Source organism: Gemmatimonadaceae bacterium (assembly GCA_019637355.1).
GTDB lineage: Bacteria > Gemmatimonadota > Gemmatimonadetes > Gemmatimonadales > Gemmatimonadaceae > Pseudogemmatithrix.
The window spans coordinates 2,842,884-2,864,786 of sequence record JAHBVT010000001.1 but is presented as its reverse complement, the minus strand read 5'-3'; the positions used below and the strand labels follow the sequence as shown (position 1 = coordinate 2,864,786).

Below are 21,903 nucleotides of genomic sequence, written 5' to 3'. Positions count from 1 at the left end.
CTACCCGTTATAACCGCGACACCGAATCCCCGCCATCCGTTCCCTCGTGATGCGCCGGGGGGCGGGACCGCTATGCGCGGCTTCGCAGCAAATCCCAAGCCTGGCGAGGGGTGACGGATTCCTGCCGAGGATCACCGACGCCCCGCACCGTGATTGCGGAGAGCTGAGCAGGATTGGGCACCACCACCTGGTCACGCAGCAGGTCCTCGGCCAGCGCGACCTGTGCGTCAGACGCTTTGAAGCGATCGCGGAGAACCCGCCGCAGCTCCTTCAGGTTCACCTCGCCGGTGACGAGCTCGTGCTCGGCAAGTACCACGCGCATCAGGTCGGCGCAGAGGCCGCGGGCGACGAGCGCGCTGACGAGGACGTTCGTATCGAAGAAGACCTTCACCGGAGATCGGCGAAGACATCCTCATCCGTGACGATTCCCTGGGCTTCCGCGAGCGGGAGCAGCGCCCGGCGGGCCTGCTCGAAGCGCGCCAGTGCGAGCTGCCGGCGTAGTGCGTCGCGGACGAGATCGCTGCGGCTACGGCCAAGCTTCTTGGCCAGGCGCGTGAGCTCGCGTTCCAACTTGGCGTCCAGGCGGATGGTCACGGTCGAGGTCTTCACGTAAGACAATGTAATACAATGCTGCTTCTGCTGAAAGCGAGTCGGGCCCGGACACCATAGCGGTGTCCGGGCCCGTCGCCGCGGCGAAAGGTGCGGGGGCAATCCTTGTGTTGCCTGCCTTACGCCGTAGCCGTCTCCGCGCCTTCCGGCTCCGCGGCCACCGCCTGCGCCGAGAGGCTGAGCTTCACTTCGTCGGAGACCAGCACGCCGCCCATCTCCAGCGCCTGGTTCCAGGTGAGGCCCCACTCCGAGCGCTTGATCTTGCCCGAGACCTCGAGCGAGCGGCGCGGCTGGCCCCAGGGATCCTTCGCCTCGCCGGAGAGTTCGCCGGTGAGCACGACGCTCTTGGTGACGCCGCGGATGGTGAGGTCGCCGGTGATCGTCAGCTCGGCTGGCGTGCCGGCGATCTTCGTCGCGACGAAGGTGATCGTCGGGTGATTGGCGACGTCGAAGAAGTCCGCCGACTTCAGGTGGCCGTCGCGCTGTTCGTTGTTCGTGGACACCGACGCCGCATCGATTTTCATCGAGAGCTTGGTGGGCATACCGGCATCGTTCGTCTCGCCGGTGGCGGAGAAGACGTTGAACGAGCCGCGGACGGTGGAGATCGCCATATGCTTGACGGCGAAATCAAGGTTCGTGTGGGAAGCGTCGAGGTTCCAGATCATAGTTGGGTACCGAGTGTTGGTGAGGGTTGGTTTGGGACGGATGACGGAGGACGGATGCGAGTACCGCGCGTTGGTGCAGTGAGCATCCGTCATCCGTCTTCCGTCCTCTACTTGAGCGGCCCGAGAGCTTCCGCGATCTGCGTTCTCTCGGATTCGAGCCACGGCGGAAGCTTGAGCTCCGCGCCGAGTACAGCTTCATCCACCGCGAATCCTGGCCCATCCGTCGCGATCTCCAGCAACTGCCCGTCTGGCGCCTGGAAGTAGATGCTCTTGAAGTACTGCCTATCCATCACGGGCGAGACTTGCAGCCCGATCGAAGTGAGGTGATCGCGCCAGGCCAGTTGCTCGTCGTCATCCTTCGCGCGGAAGGCGACGTGATGCGTCTGGCCGACGCCGTTGCGTGCGTGAGGTGAACGCGGATTCCAGCCGAACAGTGTCCACGAGCTACCGGGCAGCACGCGCGTGCCGTCGTAGTTGGCCCAGAGCCAGTGCGGCGTGTCCGGATCGTCCTGGTTGATCGTCTTCTTCACTAGACGAAGTCCGAGTGCTTCCTCATAGAAGTCGCTAGTGCGCTCGATGTCGTCCGTCATTCCCGTGATGTGGTGCAGGCCCGTGAGTGCCATATCGGGCGTGATCGTCGGCACCGGCTCCGGATGCGTCGTGCGTGCGATCGCCGCGTCGTCGCGCGTGCCCGGCAGCTGATGCGGCTGCTGGCCGAGTACTCGCTGGCCCAACTCCGACATCGGTTCGTCGATGTCGTAGCCCGGGCCGGCCGTGGCGATCTCCAGCACCTGTCCATCCGGATCGCGGAAGTACAGCGAGGTGAAGTAGCCGCGGGGCATCGGGCCCGAGACTGCGAGTCCCAGGTCCTGCAGCCGGCGCTTCCACTTCAGCAGCGTCTCGTAGGTCGGCGTCGAGAAGGCCAGGTGATGCACGCCGCCGACGCCGAAGCGTCCGCGCGGGGCCTGCGGCCATTCGAAGAAGGTCACCAGCGTGCCCGGCGCGCCCTCGGCGTTGCCGAAGTACAGGTGGTACGACGACGGGTCGTCGAAGTTGACCGTCTGCTTCACCAGCTGGAGTCCGAGGACCTCGTGGTAGAACGCGAGGGTTCGGCGCGCGTCGGAGGCGACGAGCGTGATGTGGTGGAAGCCGAGTGTGGTGGGTGCGGAGCGGGTCATAAATACCTCTACTGGTAAACGTCTCACAACTAAGATAATAGGCCTTCGAAAGGTTCCCCGCAAGGGGGGCCGGGATTTGGGGGTCCTTCTATATGTATGGCCTAGGCCGCTGGGCGGGCTAGACGCCTGGTTCGGCGGGGGTCCCGGCCGGCTGCGCGGCGAGCGGGCCCGAGGGTTCGAGCTCGAGGCTGGCGGCGTGGTAGCCGAGCTTCTTGAGGAGGGTGATCAGCGTCTGCTGCTCGGCCGCCGAGAGGCCAGATGCCGCGCGGCGGATGACCTCGGCGTGGCCGGGGAAGATGCCCGCGATCAACTCTTTGCCTGCGGGCGTGAGCTCCGCCCAGCGGGCGCGGCGGTCGGATTCGCAGAGGCGGCGTTGGACCAGGCCGCGCTTGGCGAGCTTGTCGATGAGGAAGGTGATGCCGCCGCTGGAGACGAGGATCTTTTTCTGGACTTCGCCGAGGAGCATCGGGCCCTTGTGGAAGAGGGCTTCGAGGATGGCGAATTCGGTGTGGGTGAGGCCGTGGGACTCGACGTCGGCGGCGGTGTGGGCGTGCAGGGCTTCGGCGGCCCGGGAGAGGACGACGTAGAGGTTGAGGGCGCGGGACTCGGTAGACATCTCAGTATTAAGATAACTCGTTTGGGCGCTGGCGCAGGGCAAGATTCGGTGTTTCCTCGGTATTGATCGAAGGCCTATATTGAGGCCTTCACCCGCCTTGCCGAGAGAAAGTATGCCCGCGAAGCCAAAGACGAAGTCGAGTCGCAAACAGATTCGCGTTGCAGAGCTGTTTGCCGGTGTGGGAGGGTTTCGTCTCGGACTCGAAGCCGCGTCGCCGGACTTCGTCACGGTGTTTAGCAGTCAGTGGGAGCCGCCTGGCACGCCGTCGAAACAGTTTGCGTCGCGGTGCTACGTCGAGCGGTTCGGTACGGAAGGGCACAGCAACGAAGACATTGCGAAGGTACTCGACGAGGTCGAGCGTGGCGAGCGGAAGCTGCCAGACATCGATATGGTCGTCGGCGGGTTTCCCTGCCAGGACTACTCTGTCGCGAAGCCGTTGAATCAGTCGGCAGGCCTTCAAGGAAAGAAGGGTGTGCTGTGGTGGGAGATTCATCGGCTGCTGCGCATCCTCAAGGACAAGAAGAAGCCCGCGCAGTGGGTGTTTCTGGAGAATGTCGATCGGTTGATCAAGTCGCCGGCGACGCAGCGTGGGCGTGACTTTGCGATTATGCTCGCGAGTCTGTGCGACCTTGGGTACGAGGTCGAATGGCGCGTGGTGAATGCGGCGGACTATGGGTTCCCGCAGCGGCGGCGGCGTGTGTTCATCGTGGCGCAGCTGGCGGGGAAGGCCAAGTCGAAGAAGAGCGGTGCGGACGTTGTCTTTGAGAGTGGGGTGTTCGCCAATTCGCTTCCCGTGCACTCAGACAATCGTTTAGATCTCTCGGAGACTGAGCATTTCGAGCTGACCGGAGAACTACACGAGCTGTCAGCTGATTTCGGGCGCGGCGTCGAGCGTACGAAGTTCGGGCAGGCTGGGTACGTCCGCCCTATCGGGATTGGCGCCTCTCGGAAGCGCATCGTCTGGACCTATAATCCCAAGCCAAACTTTGTGGGGCGTTCGCTGCTGCTGCGAGATGTGCTTGAGCGCGGCGCGGTGCCGAAACAGTTCTTCGTGATCGACGCTGCGCTGGCCAAGTGGAGGACCGCCAAGGGATCGAAAGCGGAAGAGCGCGTCCACAAGGCGAGCGGGTTCAAGTACTTCTACACTGAGGGGGCGCTGCCATTTCCGGATCCGGTGGATCGACCTTCGCGCACGATTCTCACCTCCGAGGGAGGAGCGTCGCCGAGTCGGTCGAAGCACATCGTGGCTGCGAAGGACGGCGGATACCGGAGACTTACGCCCGTTGAACTCGAGCGCCTCAACGGCTTTCCTGATGATCACACCGCAACTGAGATGACCGAAACACAGCGGGCGTTTTGTATGGGTAATGCGCTCGTGGTCGGTTTGGTCGAAGCTATCGGCGTCGAAGTTGCTGTTCGAGAGGCTGTGCGTCTGCGCAGTAAAGCTGTACAAAATGCCACATGAGCTTCTCCGTCAAGCAAGGGATGGGTCCAGTGAGCGAAACCACTCCAGCTGCTTCGAGCTCTGCGATGGAGCGAGCGCACTGCAATGACTGCGACTCGGAAACGCGTCACGATGTTGTTGCCACTAGGCGCTAAACAGGTTCAGCAACCCACGGTCACGAAAGCATCTCGTGGGTGACGCGATACGCGATGCTCGAGTGTCGCGGGTGCGAGAGCGTGTGCGTTAGACGTGAGTACTTCTTCTCAGAGTGGAATGATGGCGAGTCTGAAGTGTCGTTCTTCCCACCGCGACTCTTCCGACGCTTGCCGGTTTGGATTTCCAACCTTCCTGAGGCAGAGCAGGAACTGCTCATCGAAGTGTACGAAGCGCTTGGCACTGACAGTCGTCGACTTGCAGCTATGGGATGCCGCGCCTTGATAGACTTGTTCATCGTCAGAACAGTTGGAGACGCCGGGACCTTCGCTGCAAGACTTGAGCAACTTGAAAATGATGGCTATCTAAGTCGCCGTTCACGGCAGTCGCTCGGAACCGCACTCGATGCGGGGAATGCAGCAGCTCACAGGGGCTACAGCCCAAACGGTTCCGAGCTAACCGTTATCCTCGACATCGTCGAGAATTTGTTGCATGCTACTGTTGTGGCAACCCAGGCGCCTGAGCTCTCAACCAGCATTCCGCGGCGCGCTACACCCAAAGGCGAGACATCGTTGTAAGGTTGTGCGGGAGTGGCGCCGCATCTAGGTACGCGAAAAACATTTGAGGCTGTTGACCATGGTGACCCTGCAATCTCTTGGTGAGCAGTGAAGACAATTTCAGTCGCAGTTCAGCCAGACCACTTGCAGCGCATGTCGGCCGTGAAGAAGCCGATCCTCGCACTGGCTGAGCTTGTGTGGAATGGCCTAGATGCAGATGCGACGGAGGTATCTGTCATATTTGAGAGAAGCCTTCTTGGGGCGCTCGATACTATTCGAGTAGTTGACAATGGCTTGGGAATGTTGCCGCACGACGCCGAGCACTCGTTCGGACGCCTGGGTGGTTCCTGGAAAAAATTTGGAAGCCGCTCCCGGAAGAGAGGTCGCATCCTGCACGGTCGGGCTGGGAAGGGCCGATTCCGGGCGTTCGCACTCGGCGACCGAGTCGAATGGTCGACAGTAGCGCAGGATGGGGACCGTCGGATTCAATTCTCAATCTCGGGGTCTAGAGACAGGCTTGGCACATTCCTTCTTAGCGATGTTCGGGAGGTGCCTGACGACACTCCCACTGGCACTTGTGTGGAGATTTCAGGATTCTCGAAAGAGTTCCGCTTGCAGGGCGACAAGGCGCGAGTGGAGGTGGCCGAGCAGCTTGCAATTTACCTGCGGCAGTATTCTGACACACGGGTGACCTATGATGGAGCTCGGGTCGATCCCGCTGCTCTCGAAATCGCAAACCACGAATACGAGATTGGGCCAGTCTCTCTCGATGACGGTCGCAGCGTGTCTGCCACGCTCGTCATCATCGAATGGTCGATTCCCTCTGAACGCTCGCTATTTCTGTGCGATGAGGATGGTTTCACCTACCATCGCGTGGCGCCCAAAATTCAAGCGCCCGGATTTGACTTCACGGCGTACTTGCGGTCTGCGTACATACGCGAGTTGCATGAGAACAACCAACTGGAACTCGACGATCTCTCTGAAGGAACAGGGAGGCTCGTCGAGGCCGGCAAGCAGGCGCTTAAGTCCCATTTTCGGAGTCGGAGCGCTGAGAGAGCGGTAGAGCTCGTGGATGGATGGAAGAAGCGGGATATCTATCCGTTTCAAGGAGAGGCGAAATCTCCGGTTGAAGTCGCAGAGCGTCAGGTCTTCGATCTCGTCGCCCTCAACGTCTCAGAGTATCTCCCGAGCTTCGCAGATTCAGACGATCGCACGCAGCGCCTGCAGCTGCGATTGTTGCGGCAAGCAGTAGAGGCCTCGCCAGACGTCGCGCGCCGCATCCTCTCAGAGGTGCTAGAGCTGCCGTTGGTCAAACAACAGCAACTGGCATCCCTGCTCGACAGGACCTCTCTCTCCTCAATCATCAGCGCGGCCCGTTTGGTAGCCGACCGACTAGACTTTGTCCTTGGTCTCGAGAGGCTCGTCTTTGAAAAGAACTCGAAAGACCAGCTACTTGAGCGCAGCCAGCTTCACAAGATTGTGGAGAAGAACACCTGGATCTTCGGAGAACAGTTCCATTTGACCGCCAGTGATAAATCACTGGACGAAGTTCTCGCGAAGCACCTTCATCTGCTAAGAAAGGATGCAGAAGAAGACGGGCGGCCGGTCCAAAGAGAGGATGGGAGCATGGGAATAGTAGACCTGATGCTCTCGCGAAAGGTGCCCCAGGCCAACCCAAACGCCCGAGAGCACTTGGTTGTCGAACTCAAGAGACCACGCGTGAAAGTGTCTCTGTCTGTTCATTCACAGCTGCAGTCGTATGCGTTTGCAGTTGCTAAGGATGAGCGGTTCCGCGACACTAACACGCGATGGATATTCTGGGCCGTGTCGAATGAGCTGACCGATGAGGTGTCGCAGCTGGCGTCGCAACAACGCCTTCAGCCAGGCCAAACATACTCTTCCGACAACATCGAGATCTGGGTGAAGTCCTGGGGGCAGGTTGTTGCGGACTGTAAGGCGCGTTTGCGGTTCTTCCAGGACGCCCTGCAGTATGAGGCGTCAGACGAGAGCGCCGTGAAGTATCTCCGCGACATGCATGGCGAGTATCTACCGCCTGCACTCATGGAGAGCTCGAGTGACCGAGTAAGTGTCGCTGAATCCGGTCCGCTGACTCGGCAGTCGCGTACACCGGCGAGGCGCCGAGGCTCTTAGACTGATCAGTCCGGACGTGCGCTGGGTTGGACCGGAGGTTTCCGTGACGAAATCGGCCTGAGAAGTTGTGCCCCGGGGTTGTTTGCGCCGCGAGTCAAAGTCAGGAGCCGGATTCTAGTATGTGTGCGATGAAGTCCTGGTTCAACCAAAAGCATTTCTTCACCACCTGCCCGACCCGAGGTGCCTGCTCAGTGTCCCGACTGTCCCGCGCATGCGGTCGAACGTGGATGTACTTGGTCTGGCTGGCCCCCGGAAGTTGGTTGGCCTCGCCCGCCTGAATGCGGCGACAATAGTCCCGCCACTCGCACTCGATACCGTTCAGTTGATCGGCGGTCGGCGACCAGAAGAATGCGCGCCCCCAGACCTGCTTCTCCTTAGGCGTCTTCCGCGCACTCCGGACAAGCGGAACAATCAACATCCGATTGAGCTGCTGCAGCAGATCGCTTTCCTCCCACTCCTCCTTCCAAACTTCCATATGGTTGAACTTCGGGAAGGACATAGCCTCATACGGCCGACCCGCCGGGGAGATGGGGACGATCTTGATTTGAATGCCGCGCTCCCTGAACTCCTCGATTGACGCCTTGTCATCGAGAACGCCGATAGCACGGCGGACAAGCACAGCCGCCCCGGATTTCGCCTTGCTGAGCGGAACGTTGAGCTGCTTTGCGACCTGGCCGAGCGTCCTTCCTTCGTACGCCTGCAGCCGCCGCAGCACAGCATCCTCGAAGCTCTCGGTCGCCTTCAGCTTGAGCGCATCACGAAGCGTGACAACGGGAAGCTTGCCGGCACGCTCCTTCTCGTAGAGCCAGGTAGTGAGCGCAGGCTTCAGCGCCCACGCGCGAGGCTTCGCGCGAATCGCCGGGTTCCGCGGCTGGTCAACGAGCCTCCCGCCGCCAGCTCCCTTCGTCGCAGCGCCGAGGACGCGCCCATCGCCCTCAGAGATCTCGTGCGCGAGACCATCGAGGACCTTCTGTTGCACGACGGACCAGTCACTCTCGAGCTGAGGCAGCAGGTCCGCCTGCGGCGTCCAGAGCACGGTCGCTTCGATGACCGTGTCGAGCGGGTTACCCTTGTCGACGTGATAGCAGAAGACAAAGAGAATCTTCTGGAGCTTCTTGCGAACCTTGGCCGTCGGCCACGACTCGTCGACCAACGCACCATAGTCGATCATGGTGACGCTGGTGCGCTCTTTGGAGCGAACGGACCTCGCGCTGCGCTTTAATGGAACGACCTTCAGCTCGATGCCCGCCGCACCAAAGTCAGGTCGTTGGTCGCTGCTGCGCGGGAGGCCGAACGCGCGCTCGACGAGCTGCCCCACCGCACCCTTGTCCCCGGGCTTCGATTCCGAGACGCGTCCGCTTGCCGGAATGACATCGCGCAGTCGCTTGCCCTTCAGTTTCCGCGCGTGCTCGAGGACCTCAGCCTCCGATGCGGAGTCACCATCGAACTGCGCGTAGGTTGTCGCCATCTCAGGAGAGAGCAGTGATGAGTCGTTGACGGTCAGCTGCGGTACTGCGCGGGTTCATCATCGTAACCCGCAGGCAGGACATACCCGCAATCGACGTGCTGGTAATCCACGCAGCCTCACTAAGGTTCAGCTCGGAACGGAGCTCCGCAACCTTCACCGGCCTGCATCACCGAGCGCCCGGGGCACGACGGCCGAATTCGGCTTGTACGGGGTGACGGCACCGTGCCGCACTCCGCCCTGGCACAAAACTGCACTTGCGGCCTCGACCAAGGGATGCGGTATTGTGGCCAAGACCCGCCACCAGAGGCCACTCATGACCACGACGATTCTCGTCCACGGCTGGAGCGACACGGCGAAGTCCTTCACCGACCTCAAGGCCTTCCTGCACGCCAACAATATCGCCGACGTCCGTGAGATCCTCTTCGGCGAGTACGAGTCACGCGAGGACGCGCTCACCTTCGACGACATCGTCGACGGGCTGCACGAACGCCTCATCGAGCACGGCATCATCGGTGCCGACGGCACGGCGAAGCGACAGATCAACGTTATCGTGCACTCCACGGGCGGATTGGTCATCCGACACTGGATCTGGCGCTACTACTTGCGAGACGGCAATCGCATCGCGGACTGCCCCATCCGGCGGCTGGTGATGCTCGCCCCGGCGAACTTCGGATCGCCGCTGGCGCACCGCGGCAAATCATTTCTCGGGTCGATCGTCAAAGGACGCTGGGAGTTCGGCAACTTCCTCGAAACGGGCCGGACGCTGCTCGACGGGCTGGAGCTTGCGAGTCCCTACCAGTGGCAGCTTGCGGAGCGCGATACGCTTGGCGATGCCAACCACTTCTCGCCCGACGGCATTCAGCTCACGGTGCTGACGGGCGTCGAGCCGTACAAGGGAATCCCCGGAATGGTCACGAAGCCGGGAACCGACGGCACGATTGTCATCGCGGGCGCGCCGCTCAACGCGGTGCTCTTGCGAGTGACCCCGACCCACTACGGCGACGACGCAGATGCGCCGCCGTATCGCTGGAGCGGGCACTCCCACGCGCACGACTTCGCATTCGGAGTGCTCGAGGGCCTGAACCACACGACGATCAAGTCGCGGTTCGACGCGCGGCGAGTGCAGCCCACGGAACTCGAGCAACTGGTGCTGCGCGCGCTCCGCACACGGGATGCAGACTCGTTTCGGCGCTTGCAGCAGGACGTACGAGCGGTCACTGACAGGACCTATCAGAATGTCGCGTACCCACAATACCAGCAGTTCCTGGTCCGCGTACGGGACGATCACGACGTTCCCGTGCGCGACTTCACGCTCAGCTTCGGCATCGTCAAGCTCTCGCGCCTAGACTCCGCGGGTTGGCGCACGTCCACCAGAGACAGCGCGGAGGAGCGAAGGTTTGGTGAGGCGGCCCACAAGGCCCTCGTGGCTGAAGGCCACGAGAACCGAAGCAATGCCGCGTACCGCAGGTTCCTCGTCGATCCGCAGGCGGTCAAGAAGATCATCAAGGACGCCGCGCAAGCCCTCGACCAGGATGTGGCGCTCACGATGCGCGTGTACGTGCCGCCGGTGGATGGCGGCATTCGCTACGAGAACGACAAGCTGCACGCCGTCGCGCTCGCGACGTCCGCTCCGCACAGGCGGCGAAGCACACCGCAACTGCTGTTCCCGAACACGACGACGCTCGTCGACATTGGCGTCGACCGCAAGTGCGATTACGTGTGGCTCTCTGACAAGCCGGTGAGGCGATAGGAGGTGGCGAGATGATCTCGGAACGCCAGCGGACGCTGCTGCTTGCGGCGCAGCATACCTGGTCGGACGCGACAGCACACCTCTCGGCCTACGAGCGGCGGCTACACCGCGAGGCGAGGCGGAGTGCGGCGCTCAGATGGACCACGGTGATCCTCGGCATCGTCACGGGGGCGGCCGCGGCAGGCCTGGACTGGAAATGGGTCACCGTCAGCGCGGCCCTCGTCACATCCACCCTCGCGGCCATCCAGCAGCAGTTCTCTCCTGCTGAGATGCTTCGCAAGTTCTGGGAGTGTATGAGCGAGCTGAAGGAGGTCAAGGGAACGCTCGAATCCTACGCCCTGAGTGTCGCCAGCGAGCTCGACTTCGACGGCGGCGATGCCCCCATTCGTCAGGCGTCGACGCGGATGCTACAGGCGATGCGCGAGCCGATCGTCGTAGAGCCTGCGGACCGAGCGTTTGCCGAGGAAGCCTTCCGGCAATCGCTGATCGCCGTACTCCTGGCCCGCGCGACTGCCGCCGCGCCGCTCGCCGAGTCCGAGGGCCGGGACGCGCTTCCGCAAAGCGTGCCGGGAATGATTCCCGTCGTGCGCGTGCGCGCGAGCTGACACGAGGAGACTCCAGATGCCATACTCAGTGAAAAATCAGGTAATCCGGAACGCTGATGGCCAGATCAAGTTCTGGGTCCCTTCCGAGGGTGGGCGTGAACACTACCACGTCGGACTTTGGATAGAAGCGACGCCAGAGGAACTGGACCGCATCGAAGAGGTGGAGTACGAGCTTGACCCGAGCTTTCGCCGCCGCGTCCGCCGCTCCGCGAATCGCGACAACAAGTTCGGAATCACGATCTGGACGTGGGGGATGTTCGAGGTCGGGGTGAAAATTCACCTGCACGGCGGAGAGGTGCGGACGCTCTCCTATTATCTGTCGTACGAGCTGCCGCCGGATACGGGCGACAATTACGCGCAGGTGGCGGAGTGATCCGCGTCCACGAGCTCAGCAGCTGAGGCGCGCCTTGCACAATATAACTCTCTAATTGCTTGACACGCAATTACAGAGTATTATTATGCACGGATGAAACGCCGCCTCGGGAACCTCGAGCGCCAACTCTTCGCCTGGACACAGCTCCGCAAGCTTCGTGAGCTGCGCACGGGCGACCTCGTGGCACCCTTGGCCATCACGCCAAAGCAAGAGCGGGAACTCTACACCCGACTCGCAAAGTCGGGTCTCATCGCCCAAGTACGACGCGGGCTCTACCTCGTGCCGCGCGAGCTGCAGCTCGGCGGCGCGTGGACGCCGAACGAAGCGCTTGCCATCAACACGCTCCTGCGCGACCGCGACGGACGCTACCAGATCTGCGGACCGAAGGCATTCAACCGCTACGGCTTCACGGAGCAGATTCCGAACCGCACCAGCGTCTACAACACCCTGTACTCCGGCGACAGGAGCATCGGTGCGGTCTCGCTCACGCTCATCAAGGTGGCCGGCGATCGCCTTGGCGATACCGAAAGCGTCACGACCCGCGATGGTGACGTCGCCCTGTACTCGTCGAGAGTCAGGAGCCTCGTGGACGCCGTACGCGACTGGTCGCGATTCGACAGTTTGCCGCGCGGCTATCGCTGGATCCTACGCGAGCTCGAGGAGCGCCGCGTATCGACGGCGTCGTTGATTGCGAGCACCCTGCGCTACGGCGACGTGAGCAGCATCCGCCGCGTCGGCGTCCTGCTCGAACGTGCCGGCGTCGGCAGCGCACAGCTTAAGAAGCTGGAGTCCGCGATCAGCGCATCGAGCAGCACGATTCCGTGGATTCCGACCCTGCCCAAGCGGGGTACGGTGAGCCGCCGCTGGGGTGTGGTCGTCAACGGTGAGGTCTGAGCGTGCCGATGCTCCTGCACGAGACGGATCCTGAGCTGATGTACCAAGCCATCGGCTACACCGCGCGCGAGACGGGATTCAACCCGCGACTGATCGAGAAGGACTACTTCTGCAGCGTCGTGCTAGAGTACCTCGCCGGCGGCAGTGCAGGGCTCACGTTCAAGGGTGGCACCTGCCTCGCCAAGATCCACGACCGCTTCTACCGCCTGAGCGAGGATCTGGACTTCACCGTCTCCGTGTCCGGCGAGCCGAAACGGACCGAACGAAGTGCGCTGGTCGCCACCGCACGGGCGCTCATCGCACGCACGGAGACGTCACTGCCGGGGTTCCGCGTCCGTGACCAACTCACCGGCGCAGACTCGTCCAGGCAGTACAACGGGGCGCTCGAATATCAGTCGCTGTTGGATGGCCAAGCCGAGCCCGTTCGCATCGAAATCAGTCTCTCCGAGCCGACGCTGCTGCCCATCGAGCGTGGCCCCGCAGCGACGCTGCTGCGCAATCCAGTGACCGGTGCCGCGCTCGTCGCATCGTTCCCCGTGGACGCGCTCTCCTATCGAGAGACGATGGCCGAGAAGCTGCGCGCGGCGATGTGTCGCCGCGAAGTGGCGATCCGCGACTACTTCGACGTCGATCACGCAGTGCGCTCGGGGAAGCTCGACCCAGCGGACGCCGATCTGCACACCCTGCTTCGCCAGAAGCTCGCAGCTCCGCGCACGGGTCCAGTCGACGTGTCGGACGCTCGGGTGAACGAACTGCGCCAGCAGCTCGAGGCGCAACTGAAACCGATGCTTCGCGACCGCGAGTTCTCGGAGTTCAATCTCGAACGCGCGGTCGCGACCGTTCGCGCGGTGGCCGCGACGCTAACGACTCCGTAGCGTCCGTTCGCAGGTTCATCATCGTCACGCGAAGACAGGGGGTGCCAGCAATGACCGTGCTGGTCAGCCACGCACCATCCACCTCGCGGATGTCCCGCCGGATACGCGCCACGGTCTCGCTGTCGCTCTCTGCGACGCTCCAAGCGAGAATGTTCGACTCCGGCACGTGCAGGGGATCGATACCCGGCCTCGCCGCCAGCTTCGCGTGTAAGTCCGCCGCGGAATCGCAGAGCGCAGTATACATAGCGCCAATCCCTGCAACTCCAAACCGCTGCAACCCCACCCAAACCTTCAACGCATCCGCCCGCCGCGAACACTGAAAACTCCGCTTCCCCAAATCCGGACTCAGCTCGACCTCCGAGTCCGCCCCATGAAACAGATACGGCGCCGACTGAGCAAACGCGCGTTCCAAGTCCTTACCAGACCGCACCAACACCACCCCCGCGCTCAGCGGCATCAACATCATCTTGTGCGGATCCCACGCCAGCGACCGCGCCCGGTGGATCCCCTTTACCCGCCACTTGTGCTTCTCGCTGAGCAGCGCCGACGCCCCGTGCGCGCCGTCCACGTGCAGCCAGTGCCCATAGCGGTCGCAGAGATCCGCGATCGCCTCCAGGTCATCAAACGCCCCGACAGCAGTGCACCCCGCGGTCGCGACCACGGCGAGCACATCGCGCCCCTCGCGGTGTAGCTGTTCCAAAACCACGGCCAGCTTGGCCGGATCCATCTTGAACTCGGGCGTGCTCCCCACCGCGATGCAGTTGTCGGTCCCGAGCCCCATCACGCCAGCCGCGCGCTGCACGGCGTAGTGCGCGTGCTCGCCGTGCACGAGCACGGGCGGCTGCTTGCCGAACCAGCCGCTGCGCCAGGCATCGGGGTACTTGGCCGCGCGCGCCGCGAGCAGCGCGGTGAGCGTGGCCTCGGTGCCGCCGCTGGTGAACGTTCCCGCGGCGCCAGGGCCGTAGCCGGCGAGCTGGCACATCCACCCGATCACGCGCTCCTCGATCACGGTGGTCACGGGACTCATCTCCCACACGGCCTGGGAGTTGTTGATGGCGCTGATCACCACATCGGTCCACACGGCCGCCGCCAGCGGCGCCGACACCTGATGGCCCATGTACTTGGGATGCATCAGTTGGATCACGTCAGGCATCACGTCGGTCTCGATGCGCTTGGCGACGTCCGCGAGCGGCGTCATCCCCAACGGGATGGGCTCGTCGAAGCGCGCGGTCAGCGCTCGCTTATCGAGCCGCGTGGACACGGGACCCTCGCCGCTGCGGGTCCGCTGGAAGTAGTCGCTCGCGATCTTCAGGAACTGGGCGCCGGCCTCGAACGTGGTGTCGGCTTCGAGTGCGGCGAGGAGCTCGGCGGTTGAGACTTCCGGCATAGGTAATGAGTCTTAAGCAGGGGCGGCGCAACCCAACTTCATTCTACCTTCAGGAGTGTAGGTTGACAGCTGCGAAGAAGAAGAACACAGAGGTGCTGGGACTCTCGACCGAGAAGGCCATCTGTAACGTAGCGGGCGTTGAGCCGCAGGGACTGGAACGTAGAATTGACAGCAGGCTTGTTCGAGCGGTCTCCCCTATCGTCACACTGGCACTAGTGGAGCTACCAGCAGTTGCGCGTCACGTCGGTTCCGAGCTTAGTGCCGCTGGCAGACAGGGCAAGAATCCTTTCGACTTTAAACTTGCGGGAGGAAAGACGCTCTCGGTCAAGACAAACGAGTCGAGGGTCAGTGGAAAGGTGTGCCCGCCAGGAATTGGCCAACCGGGGGCGAAGACCTACGCCAAAGAGTTCGCAGAGCTCTACCAACCTGCTGACCTCAACCAAGCCGGCCACGTTCTTCCACAAGCATTTCGTAGAGTGGCGCAGGAGCGAATTGTCGCGAAGATGACCCGGTACTTAGATGCCCTCCTTACGTGCGACTACCTGCTTTGGCTTTGGCTGAAGCCGACGCCGGGATACCGGGTCTTTCGCACCTCGAAGCTGCCGAAGGTTGATTGGAACCAAGGCGAGTTCTACTTCACGCAGACCCCAGCCTCGTGGAAGGAGGGCTGCACCGTGCGTTACGAGCCTACGGCCGAGCTCGGTCGCATCAGCATCGGCGAGTTCCAGATTCATAAGAATCGGGCCGGCTTCAAGTTCCGATTCAAGATGAAGGAACTCGTCAGGCTCCTCGATGAGCTAAAATGATCGTTGCGGCGCAGAGTGCTTCGGCGTATATTCGGCTCTCCACTACCACCATTTTCTGGATTAAGCAATCCTTCCGATGCCCCGAGTCCTCGACCTATTTGCCGGCTGCGGCGGCCTGAGCTACGGCCTCGAGCTCGCGGGCTTCGAAGTCGTCGCGGGCAACGATATCGCCGCATCGGCGGCGGAGACGCACCGGCTGAACCACCCGCGCTCACGCTTCTTTCTCGGATCCATCACCGAACCCGCGCTCCGGGAAGAGATTATCGCCTACGCCCGCGCGCAAAACGTGGATGTCGTCGTCGGCGGCCCGCCCTGTCAGGCGTACAGCGTAGCCGGTAAGCGCGACGTGGACGACGAGCGTGGGCATCTCTTTGAGGACTACGTCGCCGTGGTCGACGCGCTGCGCCCCAAGTTCTTCGTGATGGAGAACGTGAAGGGCCTGCTCTCAATGAAGCACGATCGCACCGACCTCTCAGCCTCCGATCAAGCCACGCTCGATCGCATCAAGGTACTGGAAAAGGAGCAGATCAGGCTTCGCAAGCTGCGCAAGCAACACAAGAACACGGATCGCATTCCGTTCACGGCGGCAGATGCGGAGCACCTTCAGCAGGTGAACGCGGAGTACGCGCAGCTACAGCGAATGGCGGCCAAGCTACGTGAGTCAGTTCCGGAGCGCATTGTCTCGCGTCTGGAGCGGCTTGGGTATCGCGTGGAGTATCGCGTGCTCAACGCGGCCGATTACGGTGTTCCGCAGCGACGCGAGCGTGTGATATTCGTCGGTACTCGGCTCGACGTGCCTATCGTGTTTCCGGAGCCAACGCACCGCGAGCCGTCGAGTGCGACGTCCCTCTTTGATGCCGCGCTCCTGCCTTGGGTCACGACGCAAGATGCCATCGGCGACCTTGAGGACGCCCCTGAGAACGTGGAGTGGAGCCACGAGTTCACGCGGCACAAGCCGGACTTCGTGGAGCGGCTTGCGCAAACGCCGGTGGGCGGGAGCGTCTACGAAGGATTCTCAGACGCGTGGTATCGCCAACCGCCAGACGAGCCAAGCCGCACGGTCAAGGAGAATCACGGCGGCGTGTTCGTGCATTATCGACACCCCCGCGTGCTCACGCCACGTGAGTTGGCACGGCTCCAGAGCTTTCCGGATTCCTTCCGCTTTGCGGGCCCCAAGTCCAAGGTGCTCGTGCAAATTGGCAACGCGGTGCCGCCGCTCTTAGGACGAGCAATCGGAACCGCGATTCAGGCAATGCTTGCTACCGCCACCGCACCCGCCAAGCGCAAACGCTCGGCCTAACGATTAGATCACAATCACGTGGGTGAGCACTTCCGCATCTGCTACGGTGAGCCGGAACGGAGTAGTGAGCTTTGAAGCGGCTGCCGCGAGGTCGTTCATGCAGGCCTCGGGTTCGTCGAGCCAGCGTTCCTCGTGTTCCGTATTCACAAAGAGGCGATTGTTGGCCCAGGCATTGAATGCCTTGTTCGCTTCCTTGCGGAGGCGTTCGGAATCGGCGCCCGCAATCATCGCTGCGGCAAAGGCCTTGGGGTCGTTTCTGATGGACGCGGCTGTCCAACCGTTTGGGATGGAGCCGTTCTTGACGTCAAACGGGTAGCCACCGAGCACGACGTCAGAGACGGATCGCGCGCGCAGTGGAGGTGTTGCGCCGCACCTCTCGACGAGCGTGAGCTCTGTGAGATCTGCGACGGCCACCATTACGTACTCCTTATGGATCACGTCCGCGCCGAGTGCGAGAAAGGCGTCGAGTGAAATCTGTCCTGTGGCCACGCGTCGCACGTGTCCTTGCAGCCCGAGATGCAGGCGCGACGGGGCAAGGTTGTGCCACGAGAATCCGTTGAGCTTGCCTGACTTGAGATTCTCGATGTGAATCGCCGCGCTCGGCCTCTCCCAGTTCGCGATACAGAAGGCGTGCAGCGCAGCAAGCTTCGTTTGTGCTGCTACGACGCGGCACTGTGACGAGCGACTACCGCTAGGAACCTTGATCCCCTCCTGTCTGCAGAAGGCCGCAGTCTGCTCGGCGTTCAGCATCTCGCACAGGATGTAGCCGACGAGCTCTTCGTCTTTGGACGGCATTCGGAGGGGTAGATGATTGCAGAAATCGGTTCGTCTATAGTAAATGCTGCACGCCCGCTCGGCTGACTTGACTATGTATGTCGTGCGATGCTTTGACATCATCGACGTGATGCGTTAGCATCATCCTATGCGCACGACCGTGGACATAAGCCCCGACCTCCTCGCGCGCGTCCGCAAGCTGGCGGACGACGAAGGCGTCTCCTTCAAGGAGGCGCTGCGGCGGGTCATTGCCCGGGGCTTGGAGGTGCCCGCGCCGCCCGCGCCGCGCAAACTCGATCTCCCGACCTTCAATGTGGGCTTCGCGCGCTACTTCGATATCAACAAGGTGAACGAGCTTATCGGGGAGATGGAGGATCAACGCATCCTTCGCTCTATGGGACTCCTGCCGCGCGACGATGAAGATTCTTGACGTCACCGTCTTGATGTACCTCAACGACGAAGGCAGCGAGTTCCACGTCCCAGTGCGCGACTTCGTGGAGCGCGCGTACGCCGATTCGGACGTCCTTGGCCTGCCCTGGCACTCGATCGTCGGATTCCTGCGCCTTACCACGCGCAGAATCGGAGGACGGACGTTGCTGTCGCGCGACCAGGCAGAGCATTTCGTCTCAACGCTCCTGTCGCGCCCCAACGTGCTCGTGGTTGAGCCGGGTCCCCGCCACTGGCGAATCCTCACGGAGCTCAGTGCCGCAGCCGGAGCCCGCGGGAAGCTCTACCCGGATGCGCACCTCGCGGCGCTTGCCATTGAGAACGGGGCTGAACTCTGCTCGGCGGACAGCAACTTCGCCCGCTTCCCCCGCCTCAAGTGGACTGACCCGACACGCCCGCCAGCCTAGCCCAGCATCGCGCCTGTCAGTCCCCCGTGCCAACTTGTCCCTATGACTCGGCACACGCTCTCCAAGTCGGACTTCAAGCTCGCGCGCTCCTGCGCCACCAAGCTCTACTACCGCGAGCTGAAGTACCCGAACACGCTGCAGGACAACGAGTACCTGCAGATGCTGGCCGAAGGCGGCTATATGGTGGAGCTGCTGGCCAAGCAGATGTTCCCGGACGGGATCACGCTGGAGTACGGCAAGAAGCCGCTCGAAGAAGCGGCCCGCGAAACGGCCGAGCACTTGGCGCGCGGGGAGCGCGAGCCGGTCACGCTGTTCGAGGCGACGCTGTTCGACGGCTTCCGCCAGGCGCGCGTGGACATCCTGCGGCGCACGCCGCAGGGCTTCGACCTCTACGAAGTGAAGTCGTCGTCAATCGACTTCGTGAAGCAGGCGAAGAATCAGGAAAAGACAGGCTCGCTGTTTCGCTCCACGAAGAAGCCGCACGGCATCCTCTCCGATTGGCGCGAATACTTGGAGGACGTGACGTTCCAGGCGGCGCTGCTGCGCGACCTGTACCCGGACGTGCCGATCCGCGCGCACCTGATGCTGGTGGACAAAGCCCAGCCGGTGCCGCACGACGGGATGCCGCAGTGGTTCCGCATCGTGCGCGGAGACGACGGCCACTTGGCGACGGCGGAGTTCATCGGCGACGCGGCGCTGGCGCGCGAGACGCGGCTGGTGGTGGCGGTGGATTGCTCGCAGGAAGTAGAACTGCTCGAGCCGGAAGTGCGCGACGCGGCGCAGATGTTCGTGGCCTCGCTTACGCCGGAGCTCACGCGCATCGAGCCGCAGCTCAACCGCAAGTGCCGCGACTGTGAGTTCCGCGTGCCGGAGGGTGTGAGCCCGAGTGGATTCGCCGAGTGCTGGGGCGAGCGTGGGCAGAAGACGCCGCACGTGCTGCAGCTGTACCGCGGCGGCGAGCTGACCGATGCGATGATCGCGCGCGGCGTGGACCTGGTCACGGAGATCCCGCACGAGAACGTCGCGGCGCTCACGGGCGTGTTCGGCGAGCGCCAGAAGGTGCAGATCGTGCAGACGCTGGCCGAGAGCGAATGGACGAGCGAGACGCTCGCGCACGAGCTGGCGCAGGCGCGGTATCCGCTGCACTTCATTGACTTCGAGGCGGCGCGCATCGCGATCCCGCATCACAAGGGGATGACGCCCTACGGCCTGCTGGCCTTCCAATGGAGCTGCCACACGCAGCGCGCGCCGGGCGCGCCGCTGGAGCACGCGGAGTTCCTCAACACGGACGCGATCTGGCCCAACGAGCTCTTCGCGCGTTCGCTGCGGGAGTGGGTGGGCGACGACGGCACGCTGCTGGTGTGGTCGCCGTTCGAGAAGTCGGTGCTCTCGCGCGTGGCCGAGGAGCTGGCCACGCTGGGCTCGGCGGACGAGGACCTCAAGAATTGGTTGCAGGCGGCGGCGCTCACGATCGGCAACGGCGCGGGCCGGCAGCTCGACCTGCTCAAGGTCTGCCGCAAGCACTACTACCACCCGGGGATGCAGGGCAGCAACTCCATCAAGTGGGTGCTGGACGCGCTGTGGAAGCATTCGCCGGAACTGCGCACGCGCTTCGCCGCGTTGGCGGGCCGCGAAGGTGATCCGGCGCTGGGGCCCTACGCGACGCTGCCGGCGGAGATCATCGATGGCGAGGAGCGCGAGGTGAGCGAGGGCACGGGGGCCATCCGCGCATACTTCGAGATGACATACGGCCTCGAGCGCGACGACCCGCAGCACAAGGCCAAGTGGTCACAGCTGCTGCGCGAGTACTGCAAGCTCGACACGCTCGCGATGGTGCTCATCTGGGAGCACTGGCAGCGCATCACGCGCGGCGAGCGGCGCTAGCGCAGGTCGCCCAAGGGCACGTCGCTCAGAGCACGCCGCGCGTCGGGAGCTGCACGCCGCAGCCCTTGCAGAACTTGGCGTCGGCGTCGTGCCCGTCGCCGCCGCAGCCGGGGCAGGTGACGGCACGCGGCACGCGCGCCTGCGCGCTGCGCTGCAGTTCCATCGTCACGATGCCGGTGGGCACGGCGATGATGCCGTAGCCGAGGATCATCAGCGCGCTGGCGAGCAGTCGGCCGAATGGGGTGCCCGGCGCGATGTCGCCATAGCCGACGGTGGTCATCGTCACCACGGCCCAGTACATCGCCATCGGGATGCTGGTGAAGCCGTGCTCGGGGCCTTCCACCAGGTACATCAGCGAGCCCACCACGCTCACCGCGGTGACGATGGTGAACATAAACACCACGATCTTGTACCGCGCCGCCACCAGCGCCTGCGTGAGCACGCTGGCTTCGGCCACATACTGCGTGAGCTTGAGGATGCGGAAGATGCGCAGCACGCGGATGATGCGGACGACACCGAGGAAGCGGCCCTCGGGGAAGATCAGCCCGATCCAGGTGGGCAGCAGCGCGAGCAGGTCCACCACGCCGTAGAAGCTCTTGGCGTAGCGCAGGCGATCGGCGGCGCACCAGAGGCGCGCGGCGTACTCGATGGTGAAGAGGATCGTGAAGAGCCACTCGAACAGGTACAGCGCGTAGTGCGCCGAGGGCGAGAGGCCGGGCAGGCTGTCGAGCAGCATCGTGGCGACGCTGCCGAGGATGGCGATGATCAGCGCGATGTCGAAGGCCTTGCCGGCCTTGGTGTCGTGATCGAAGATCACGCGGCGCCAGTAGTGGCGGGCGGTCACGGGACGATCACCTCGAAGCCCATCGCGTGGGCGGCGGTGGCGAGACGGCGGTCGTAGGTGGCGAGCGGAATGCTGCGCGGGCCCGAGTTCAGGTACGCAAGCGTCGCGAGGTGAATGGCATCGAGGGTCCGCACGGACTTCGGCGGGTCCTCATAGAGCAGCGCGACCGCTTCGCGCTCAATCTCGACGAACTTCACCCGCGACAACAGCTCATCGAGATCCCGCTCGGCGTCCGCAGGCTGTGGACGGTCGGCCGCACGAACACGCACCTCGAGTTCCATCAGGCGGCTCGCGATGCGAGGCGCCTGCCAGAACTGATCGGCAGGGCGTCGGTGCTCCTCCAGCAGCGTCGCCAACACGACGGATGAGTCGACGTAGATCAGAACCGATCCTCCCGACTCTTGTCGAGGTCACGCAGGATCTCCTCGAGCGGGACGCGAGGGTAGTTGCGCTTCAGGTTGAGCGGCGTACCCGGGGGCACCTTCTCTGGCGTGACGATGCCCTTCCGCACCTGCTCAGCCCACCAGGGATCCTCCATCATCGGATCATTCCACGGCGTGGGCGCGCGCAGCTCCGCCACCACGTCCCCGCGATCCGTGACGAGCACGACTTCGCCAGCCTTCGCGAGCTTCACGTACTCGCTGAGCTTGTTCTTGAGCTCCTTGATGCCGACGACTTTCATTCTGTTAAGGTAGCTACCGGTAGCTACCTCGGCA

At 63.1% G+C, this 21,903-nt stretch carries 24 protein-coding genes; 13 read left to right on the top strand and 11 right to left on the bottom strand.

What is annotated here, in order from left to right; translation table 11 throughout:
- Positions 1–70: 70 nt before the first annotated feature.
- From KF689_13065 to KF689_13045, 5 genes are all read right to left on the bottom strand, one after another.
- A complete protein-coding gene (locus KF689_13065) occupies positions 71–391 on the bottom strand; it encodes a PIN domain-containing protein (protein ID MBX3134306.1) in 321 nt (106 codons plus the stop codon).
- Positions 388–609: a ribbon-helix-helix protein, CopG family gene (locus tag KF689_13060; GenBank protein MBX3134305.1), complete on the bottom strand. Its 222-nt coding sequence runs from the start codon at positions 607–609 to the stop codon at positions 388–390. The genes KF689_13065 and KF689_13060 overlap by 4 nt, the downstream gene beginning before the upstream one ends.
- A gap of 119 nt (positions 610–728) precedes the next feature.
- On the bottom strand, positions 729–1,274 hold the full coding sequence (locus KF689_13055; GenBank protein MBX3134304.1) for a YceI family protein: 546 nt from the start codon (positions 1,272–1,274) through the stop codon (positions 729–731).
- Between the two features lie 107 nt (positions 1,275–1,381).
- A complete protein-coding gene (locus KF689_13050; protein MBX3134303.1) occupies positions 1,382–2,452 on the bottom strand; it encodes a VOC family protein in 1,071 nt (356 codons plus the stop codon).
- Between the two features lie 118 nt (positions 2,453–2,570).
- On the bottom strand, positions 2,571–3,068 hold the full coding sequence (locus KF689_13045; protein MBX3134302.1) for a MarR family transcriptional regulator: 498 nt from the start codon (positions 3,066–3,068) through the stop codon (positions 2,571–2,573).
- A 112-nt stretch (positions 3,069–3,180) separates the two neighbouring features.
- Between KF689_13045 and dcm the strand changes: the two genes are divergently transcribed.
- The 3 genes from dcm to KF689_13030 all read left to right on the top strand — a co-directional run bounded on the left by dcm (position 3,181) and on the right by KF689_13030 (position 7,373).
- Positions 3,181–4,533, top strand: coding sequence for a DNA (cytosine-5-)-methyltransferase (gene dcm / locus KF689_13040; GenBank protein ID MBX3134301.1), 1,353 nt, complete (start codon positions 3,181–3,183; stop codon positions 4,531–4,533).
- Between the two features lie 269 nt (positions 4,534–4,802).
- A complete protein-coding gene (locus KF689_13035) occupies positions 4,803–5,243 on the top strand; it encodes a DUF4145 domain-containing protein (protein ID MBX3134300.1) in 441 nt (146 codons plus the stop codon).
- A 132-nt stretch (positions 5,244–5,375) separates the two neighbouring features.
- The gene (locus tag KF689_13030; protein ID MBX3134299.1) at positions 5,376–7,373 is read left to right on the top strand and encodes an ATP-binding protein; all 1,998 of its coding nucleotides are present in this window, start codon (positions 5,376–5,378) and stop codon (positions 7,371–7,373) included.
- A gap of 100 nt (positions 7,374–7,473) precedes the next feature.
- Here the strand turns inward: KF689_13030 and KF689_13025 are convergent, their stop codons facing one another.
- Complete coding sequence (locus tag KF689_13025; GenBank protein ID MBX3134298.1) at positions 7,474–8,841, bottom strand: hypothetical protein; 1,368 nt, start codon at positions 8,839–8,841, stop codon at positions 7,474–7,476.
- A 313-nt stretch (positions 8,842–9,154) separates the two neighbouring features.
- Between KF689_13025 and KF689_13020 the strand changes: the two genes are divergently transcribed.
- The 5 genes from KF689_13020 (at position 9,155) to KF689_13000 (ending at position 13,338) form a co-directional block, all read left to right on the top strand.
- Positions 9,155–10,591 (top strand): hypothetical protein, encoded by a 1,437-nt coding sequence (locus tag KF689_13020; GenBank protein MBX3134297.1) that lies wholly within the window; start codon positions 9,155–9,157, stop codon positions 10,589–10,591.
- Between the two features lie 11 nt (positions 10,592–10,602).
- Positions 10,603–11,196, top strand: coding sequence for a hypothetical protein (locus KF689_13015; protein ID MBX3134296.1), 594 nt, complete (start codon positions 10,603–10,605; stop codon positions 11,194–11,196).
- Between the two features lie 16 nt (positions 11,197–11,212).
- On the top strand, positions 11,213–11,569 hold the full coding sequence (locus KF689_13010) for a hypothetical protein (GenBank protein MBX3134295.1): 357 nt from the start codon (positions 11,213–11,215) through the stop codon (positions 11,567–11,569).
- 93 nt (positions 11,570–11,662) lie between these two features.
- Positions 11,663–12,463 carry a hypothetical protein gene (locus KF689_13005; GenBank protein MBX3134294.1) on the top strand — a complete coding sequence of 267 codons (801 nt, stop codon included), beginning with the start codon at positions 11,663–11,665 and terminating at the stop codon, positions 12,461–12,463.
- Between the two features lie 2 nt (positions 12,464–12,465).
- On the top strand, positions 12,466–13,338 hold the full coding sequence (locus KF689_13000) for a nucleotidyl transferase AbiEii/AbiGii toxin family protein (protein ID MBX3134293.1): 873 nt from the start codon (positions 12,466–12,468) through the stop codon (positions 13,336–13,338).
- Here the strand turns inward: KF689_13000 and KF689_12995 are convergent.
- Positions 13,277–14,725 carry a hypothetical protein gene (locus KF689_12995; protein MBX3134292.1) on the bottom strand — a complete coding sequence of 483 codons (1,449 nt, stop codon included), beginning with the start codon at positions 14,723–14,725 and terminating at the stop codon, positions 13,277–13,279. The two genes, KF689_13000 and KF689_12995, sit on opposite strands and share 62 nt — an antisense overlap.
- Positions 14,726–14,787: 62 nt before the next feature.
- Here KF689_12995 and KF689_12990 point away from each other — a divergent pair, with 62 nt between their 5' ends.
- Positions 14,788–15,531 (top strand): hypothetical protein, encoded by a 744-nt coding sequence (locus tag KF689_12990; protein MBX3134291.1) that lies wholly within the window; start codon positions 14,788–14,790, stop codon positions 15,529–15,531.
- Positions 15,532–15,607: 76 nt separating this feature from the next.
- Positions 15,608–16,831 carry a DNA cytosine methyltransferase gene (locus KF689_12985; GenBank protein MBX3134290.1) on the top strand — a complete coding sequence of 408 codons (1,224 nt, stop codon included), beginning with the start codon at positions 15,608–15,610 and terminating at the stop codon, positions 16,829–16,831.
- A 3-nt stretch (positions 16,832–16,834) separates the two neighbouring features.
- Here KF689_12985 and KF689_12980 read toward each other — a convergent pair whose 3' ends face one another.
- Positions 16,835–17,626 (bottom strand): hypothetical protein, encoded by a 792-nt coding sequence (locus KF689_12980; protein ID MBX3134289.1) that lies wholly within the window; start codon positions 17,624–17,626, stop codon positions 16,835–16,837.
- Positions 17,627–17,753: 127 nt separating this feature from the next.
- Between KF689_12980 and KF689_12975 the strand changes: the two genes are divergently transcribed.
- Genes KF689_12975 through KF689_12965 form a run of 3 tightly spaced genes read left to right on the top strand, consistent with a single transcriptional unit; the run spans position 17,754 to position 20,343 of the window.
- Positions 17,754–18,035 carry a ribbon-helix-helix protein, CopG family gene (locus KF689_12975; GenBank protein ID MBX3134288.1) on the top strand — a complete coding sequence of 94 codons (282 nt, stop codon included), beginning with the start codon at positions 17,754–17,756 and terminating at the stop codon, positions 18,033–18,035.
- Positions 18,022–18,459 (top strand): PIN domain-containing protein, encoded by a 438-nt coding sequence (locus KF689_12970; GenBank protein MBX3134287.1) that lies wholly within the window; start codon positions 18,022–18,024, stop codon positions 18,457–18,459. The genes KF689_12975 and KF689_12970 overlap by 14 nt, the downstream gene beginning before the upstream one ends.
- Before the next feature lie 42 nt (positions 18,460–18,501).
- Entirely contained in the window at positions 18,502–20,343 is a 1,842-nt protein-coding gene (locus KF689_12965; protein ID MBX3134286.1) for a DUF2779 domain-containing protein, read from the top strand.
- Positions 20,344–20,368: 25 nt separating this feature from the next.
- On the opposite strand, the gene KF689_12960 is transcribed toward KF689_12965, so the two are convergent.
- Genes KF689_12960 through KF689_12950 form a run of 3 tightly spaced genes read right to left on the bottom strand, consistent with a single transcriptional unit; the run spans position 20,369 to position 21,869 of the window.
- Positions 20,369–21,187 (bottom strand): ion transporter, encoded by an 819-nt coding sequence (locus KF689_12960; protein ID MBX3134285.1) that lies wholly within the window; start codon positions 21,185–21,187, stop codon positions 20,369–20,371.
- Complete coding sequence (locus KF689_12955; GenBank protein ID MBX3134284.1) at positions 21,184–21,543, bottom strand: PIN domain-containing protein; 360 nt, start codon at positions 21,541–21,543, stop codon at positions 21,184–21,186. Before KF689_12955 ends, KF689_12960 begins: the two co-directional genes overlap by 4 nt.
- A 23-nt stretch (positions 21,544–21,566) precedes the next feature.
- Positions 21,567–21,869, bottom strand: coding sequence for a type II toxin-antitoxin system Phd/YefM family antitoxin (locus KF689_12950; protein MBX3134283.1), 303 nt, complete (start codon positions 21,867–21,869; stop codon positions 21,567–21,569).
- Between the last annotated feature and the right edge of the window lie 34 nt (positions 21,870–21,903).